At 47.0% G+C, this 5,215-nt stretch carries 6 protein-coding genes; 3 read left to right on the top strand and 3 right to left on the bottom strand.

The window, feature by feature from the left end; genetic code table 11:
- The coding region (atpD, locus tag BCT81_RS18170; RefSeq protein WP_102425372.1) for a F0F1 ATP synthase subunit beta at positions 1–964 on the top strand (964 nt) is incomplete at its 5' end.
- Between the two features lie 14 nt (positions 965–978).
- Positions 979–1,422: a F0F1 ATP synthase subunit epsilon gene (locus BCT81_RS18165; RefSeq protein WP_004741161.1), complete on the top strand. Its 444-nt coding sequence runs from the start codon at positions 979–981 to the stop codon at positions 1,420–1,422.
- 154 nt (positions 1,423–1,576) lie between these two features.
- Here the strand turns inward: BCT81_RS18165 and BCT81_RS18160 are convergent, their stop codons facing one another.
- Positions 1,577–2,539 carry a nitrilase family protein gene (locus tag BCT81_RS18160; protein WP_102425371.1) on the bottom strand — a complete coding sequence of 321 codons (963 nt, stop codon included), beginning with the start codon at positions 2,537–2,539 and terminating at the stop codon, positions 1,577–1,579.
- A 107-nt stretch (positions 2,540–2,646) separates the two neighbouring features.
- Here BCT81_RS18160 and BCT81_RS18155 point away from each other — a divergent pair, with 107 nt between their 5' ends.
- Complete coding sequence (locus BCT81_RS18155; protein ID WP_102425370.1) at positions 2,647–3,534, top strand: LysR family transcriptional regulator; 888 nt, start codon at positions 2,647–2,649, stop codon at positions 3,532–3,534.
- Between the two features lie 135 nt (positions 3,535–3,669).
- Here BCT81_RS18155 and BCT81_RS18150 read toward each other — a convergent pair whose 3' ends face one another.
- Both BCT81_RS18150 and BCT81_RS18145 read right to left on the bottom strand, forming a co-directional pair.
- Positions 3,670–4,386 (bottom strand): alpha/beta hydrolase, encoded by a 717-nt coding sequence (locus BCT81_RS18150; RefSeq protein WP_102425369.1) that lies wholly within the window; start codon positions 4,384–4,386, stop codon positions 3,670–3,672.
- Positions 4,386–5,215, bottom strand: an 830-nt coding sequence (locus BCT81_RS18145) for a cupin domain-containing protein (RefSeq protein ID WP_102425368.1), incomplete at its 5' end; no start/stop codon positions are given. The genes BCT81_RS18150 and BCT81_RS18145, both read right to left, overlap by 1 nt.

The raw sequence follows: 5,215 nt of genomic DNA, 5'->3' as shown, positions 1-5,215 counted from the left end.
CGCTAAGGGTGGTAAAATTGGTCTGTTTGGTGGTGCCGGTGTAGGTAAAACCGTCAACATGATGGAGCTTATCAATAACATCGCCAAAGCTCACTCAGGTTTGTCTGTGTTTACCGGTGTAGGTGAACGTACTCGTGAAGGTAACGACTTCTACTACGAGATGAAAGAAGCTGGCGTACTAGACAAGGTTGCCATGGTTTACGGCCAAATGAACGAGCCACCGGGTAACCGTCTACGTGTTGCGCTTACTGGCCTAACTATGGCTGAACGCTTCCGTGATGAAGGCCGTGACGTACTGTTATTCATCGATAACATCTACCGTTACACGCTTGCAGGGACAGAAGTATCTGCGCTGTTAGGTCGTATGCCTTCAGCGGTAGGTTACCAGCCAACATTGGCGGAAGAGATGGGGGTACTTCAAGAGCGTATCACGTCAACAAAACAGGGCTCTATCACCTCTATCCAAGCGGTATACGTACCTGCGGATGACTTGACTGACCCATCGCCAGCAACAACCTTTGCTCACTTAGATGCGACTGTTGTACTGTCTCGTAACATCGCGGCACTGGGTCTATACCCTGCGATTGACCCGCTAGATTCAACGTCACGTCAATTGGACCCACTGATCGTAGGCCAGGAGCACTACGACATTGCACAAACGGTTCAAACCACGCTGCAACGCTACAAAGAGCTAAAAGACATCATCGCGATTCTTGGTATGGATGAGCTTTCAACAGAAGATAAGCAGGTTGTATCTCGTGCTCGTAAGATTGAACGTTTCTTAACTCAGCCTTACCACGTAGCGGAAGTCTTTACCGGTCAGAAAGGTGTGTTTGTACCACTCAGCGAAACGCTAAGAGGCTTCAAAGGCCTATTAAATGGTGAATACGACGACATTCCAGAGCAAGCATTCTTGTACTGTGGCTCTATCGACGAAGTGCTTGAAAAAGCGAAATCACTCTAACAGGTAGGTGCATCATGGCTATTGGAATTACAGACAATACATTTCAACTTAATATCGTAAGTGCGGAAGGTACGCTGTTTTCAGGGCCGGCATATGCCCTAGCCGTTTCTGGAGCAGATGGTGAACTCGGGATTCGTCCCGGTCACTCCCCGCTTCTCAGTAAAATAAAGCCGGGCGTGACAGTATTTGTCACCGACCCAAAAGCAGAAGATGAAGTGCTTTATGTGTCTGGCGGGATGATTGAAGTTCAACCCGATGTAGTGACAGTATTGGCCGATACCGCTTTGCACGCCAAAGATATTGACCGTGCTCGTGCAGAGGAAGCGAAACACGCCGCTCTAGAGAACATCAATAAGGGCAACGTGGACGTTAACTTTGCACAAGCTCAGCTTGAACTTGCCAAAGCGATTGCTCAACTTAGAGCTGCGGATCTGACTTCGTCTCGCACTCGCCACTAAACTAGGCAATTGCTTATCTCAGTGTAAATAGTCTCCCCACTTAAAAGCGGTTTAAGTGGGGAGACTACATCTAAAGCTTTAAACTCAACCCCTTCCCTGTTTACTCATTATTCACTCGCCTGTTTCGCTTACTTTAACCACCAGCACCTCAACATTATTTCTCTGCAAAACGTGCTTGGTGTGGATCAAGTTCATGACCAAGAGGCTGTGTAAGTGAATGATATAATTCTGGCTTACGACCACGAATCCAACGTCTCCCGGTGCACATCTCTAACTCTTGCGCTTTCAAATCCGCAACCACCATATCGTCATCAACGCTGTCCGTCTCTGTGATGATCTCCCCATAAGGGCTTAGGATCATCGCATTGCCCGTTCTTACTTCATCCATATCAACGCCAACACCGTTACTGAACACCACAAACATGCCATTATCGTGCGCTCTTGCAGGTAACCAACGCATTAGCCATTCACGGCCGTTCTTACCCTGCATTTCAGCGCGAATCGCTTCCGGGTTTTGATCTCGATTAAACCATAGCTCCGGGTCAATTCGCTTCATCGCATTTGGGCTACGCGAATGGCAACCGCCCGTTTGATGTGGTGCAATCAATATATCGGCCCCTTTCAAAGCGGTAATTCGAACGTTCTCAACCAAGTTATTATCCCAACAAATCAAGATCCCGACTTTGCAACCGTGGGGCGTATCGAACACCGTGTATTGATCGCCGCTGCTCATATATGGGCTTACGAAAGTGTGCAATTTGCGATGCTTTTGTACCTCACCATTTGGCATCGCGAACACATACGTATTGTATAACTCACCATCAATACCCTGCTCTATCAAGCCCGCACCAACGCTCATTCCAAATCGTGTTGCCAACGAAACGAGCTGTTGAGTGGATTCGCCGCTCGGTACAGGTTCCGCTAACGCTTCAATCTCATCTCGCGGTAAAGCAGACACATGCCAGTAGCCACTAATACACATCTCTGGGAAGCTGATGATCTCCACACCACTGTCCGCAGCTTGTTGAACGTAATGCTCAATCACCGATAAGTTAAAGGCCTTATCGCCGGCATGATGGTTAAACTGGACCGATGCTACTTTGATGTCTCTTTTCATGATTCGTCCTCTAATTTTCGCTTTATCCGATTTGCTATGGAGCCAGTATAAAAAATCACTTCAATTCCATATAATGAAAGATATTCTCAGTTTGATGAGCATTTGGAATGGAATTTGATTTACTGAAGGCATTTTGTCAGCTGGCTAAGTCGGGAAATTATCGTTTGGCTTCAGAGCAGCTCTACATTACTCAGTCGGCACTCACCAAAAAGATTCAGCGGCTTGAATCCAATATTGGGGCGAGCCTGTTCTCTCGCGGCAGAAATGGCGCCGAGTTGACGCACGCAGGCAAGACGTTACTAACAGATGCCCAACGCTTGGTCGATTCAATGCAAGCCTTTGAGCAGCTTTCTGGCTCGGTGGTCAATGGGACAGAGGGGCATTTGAACATTGGCTTTGGTGTTTCTACTTATCATGAAGCACCCAAGCTGATTGCAGCGTACAAAAACCAGCAACCGAATGTTCGCATCACCTTGAATGACACCCCTTCTAAGCAGCAGACGGATGAGTTATTGAGTCACGAACTCGATATCAGCTTCAACCGAATCCCCAGTACGTCAGATCTAAACAGCCTAACGCTTTTCGATGACTACCTTGTGATTGCCATTCACAAAGATCTTCTCAATCAAGCGCCAAATAAAGGTCAGCTTATGTCTGAATTACCTAAATGGCCTTATCTAAAGCTCGCTCAACATCGTGGCCCGGGGCTAGACAAACAGATCCAACAGTATTGCTTAGCAAACAACCTCGATCTATCAAAGACACAAGAAGCTGATGATATTCTTACCTTGCTTGCGTTAGTCTCGGCGAACATTGGCTTCACCATAGTGCCGAGCAGCGCACAGCAGATAAGCAACACCAATGTCGAATTCATTGCATTACAGGGCGAGCACGCCACTTGGCCTGTCGGATTAATATGGAATGGAGAGAGTGATAATCCACTCAGGGATAGGTTTGTAGAGTTTGTGGCGAAGCAGGTAGGAAACGGCTTGTAAGTCAGCGATGGCTATTAGTGCTTAGGTAAGGTGCAAAGTACAGTAGCAAACATGGTGACAAGTGCAATATAAAGCGCACTGCACTTTATATTGCATACTCGGCAGAAAAGTGACTTAGACAGTCACTATAAAGAATCAAAGCTGACTGGCTTCAAACCAGCTACGAATATGTTGTGCAACGATCTTTGGATGCTCCATTGTCGATAAGTGTCCACAATCAGGAATAACATGAAGTGATACCTGCTTGATGTGTTTTGCCATTAACAGGTGATTATCGATTGGGCATAACAGGTCATCTTTACCTGTGATGATCAACGTAGGAACCTGAATATCGGCCAGTAGTGGTCTCGCGTCAGGACGAGTCGCCAAAGCTTGAGCATGAGCTTCAAACCGTTCAACGCCAATATTATTCGCCATTTGCGTGATTCTTTGAGTCAGCTCTTGATTTGCTAACTGGTTCGGATGAATAAGCACTGACATTAGAATATCAGGCGTTATTGACTCAAACTCCCCTGCTTTTGCTTTATCAACCAAGGCGTTTCTTTTCTCAGACACATCTGGCTTTTCATCTGCAGAGTTGGTGTCCATTAAGATCAAGCCTTTCACGCGTTGTGGCGCTTGTCGAAAGACTTCAAACGCAAGAATGCCGCCCATAGATAAACCGCCAAGCACGAAACTTTCCGGGGCGTTCTCCAGCACTTTACTCGCTAAGGCTTGCATGGATGTGTCGGTTCCCAAGTCACAAGTAAAAGGAGCCACCCAATCGGGCAGCTCTTTATTGACGTCTTGAAACAACGCTTCATCACATAACAAACCAGGTAACCATAACAGTGGTACTTCTGGTTTCATCATTAATTACCTTGCAGTGTTTGTGGTTGGTCAGAACCCAATACCACATAGGTGAAGCTCGTGCCTCTTAGGTTCTCAAGGCTGTACGATGCACCTGCTGGTACACTAAATACGTCGCCAGTCGTCAACACCAGTTGAGCTTGTTCGCCATCTTTCACCAGGTTAAGCAAAGTATCGCCCTCAAAGTTAATCAACACCTGCTTTTCATCACGTTGGTGAACAGGAATACTCGCCCCTTCCGTTAACTCGTAAGCCATGATACTCACGTCATCAACGCTTTTAACTTGGAAATCGTAGCTCGCAGATGGGTGACCCGTTAATGCAAACTGTTTAACGCCAGGCTTGTCAAAATCACCTGAGATTTCTCGGTAATCCTTTTTCAATGCTACGAAAGGCATCATCTGCTCAGCTGTGTAGGTATCGAATTTGCTCAGCTCTTCGTCCGTTAGGAGTGGCATCAATTCAGACTCACTAGGTACTGCATCACCGTCAATGGTATCAACCAGCGTGCCGTCTGCCTTTAGGTATAAACCGTAGCCTTGGCTGTCTGTAATCACGCTTGGGTGCCAAACCACGCCACCGCCAGAGTTGTCACCACCTAACACAGAGTACATAAAGCCGTAATCACGCCCTACCACCTCAAAGCCTCGGAACAGGTTAGTCGGAATAGAGATAACATCGCCGTGCGACAATACCGCTTCGTGTTCACCTTCATTACCCCAGTAAAATCTAAACTGACCTTTGAAAACCACGAATAGCTCAGCAGTGTGATGAGAGTGCAGAGAGTTCTTAATGCCTGGAGGCTGACCCGCAGCACCAATGTTAAAGCCTG

The sequence above is a fragment of the Vibrio sp. 10N.261.52.A1 genome (genome assembly GCF_002876325.1).
GTDB classification, from domain to species: Bacteria; Pseudomonadota; Gammaproteobacteria; order Enterobacterales; family Vibrionaceae; genus Vibrio; species Vibrio chagasii.
The sequence above is the reverse complement of the archived record's forward strand: the minus strand, read 5'-3'. Positions and strand labels throughout refer to the sequence as shown.

Bases quoted from the DNA above. Each gene is read 5' to 3' on its own strand.
- BCT81_RS18165 (WP_004741161.1), top strand. From the start codon at position 979: ATGGCTATTGGAATTACAGACAATACATTTCAACTTAATATCGTAAGT.
- BCT81_RS18155 (WP_102425370.1), top strand. From the start codon at position 2,647: ATGGAATTTGATTTACTGAAGGCATTTTGTCAGCTGGCTAAGTCGGGA.
- BCT81_RS18150 (WP_102425369.1), bottom strand. From the start codon at position 4,386: ATGATGAAACCAGAAGTACCACTGTTATGGTTACCTGGTTTGTTATGT.
- BCT81_RS18160 (WP_102425371.1), bottom strand. From the start codon at position 2,539: ATGAAAAGAGACATCAAAGTAGCATCGGTCCAGTTTAACCATCATGCC.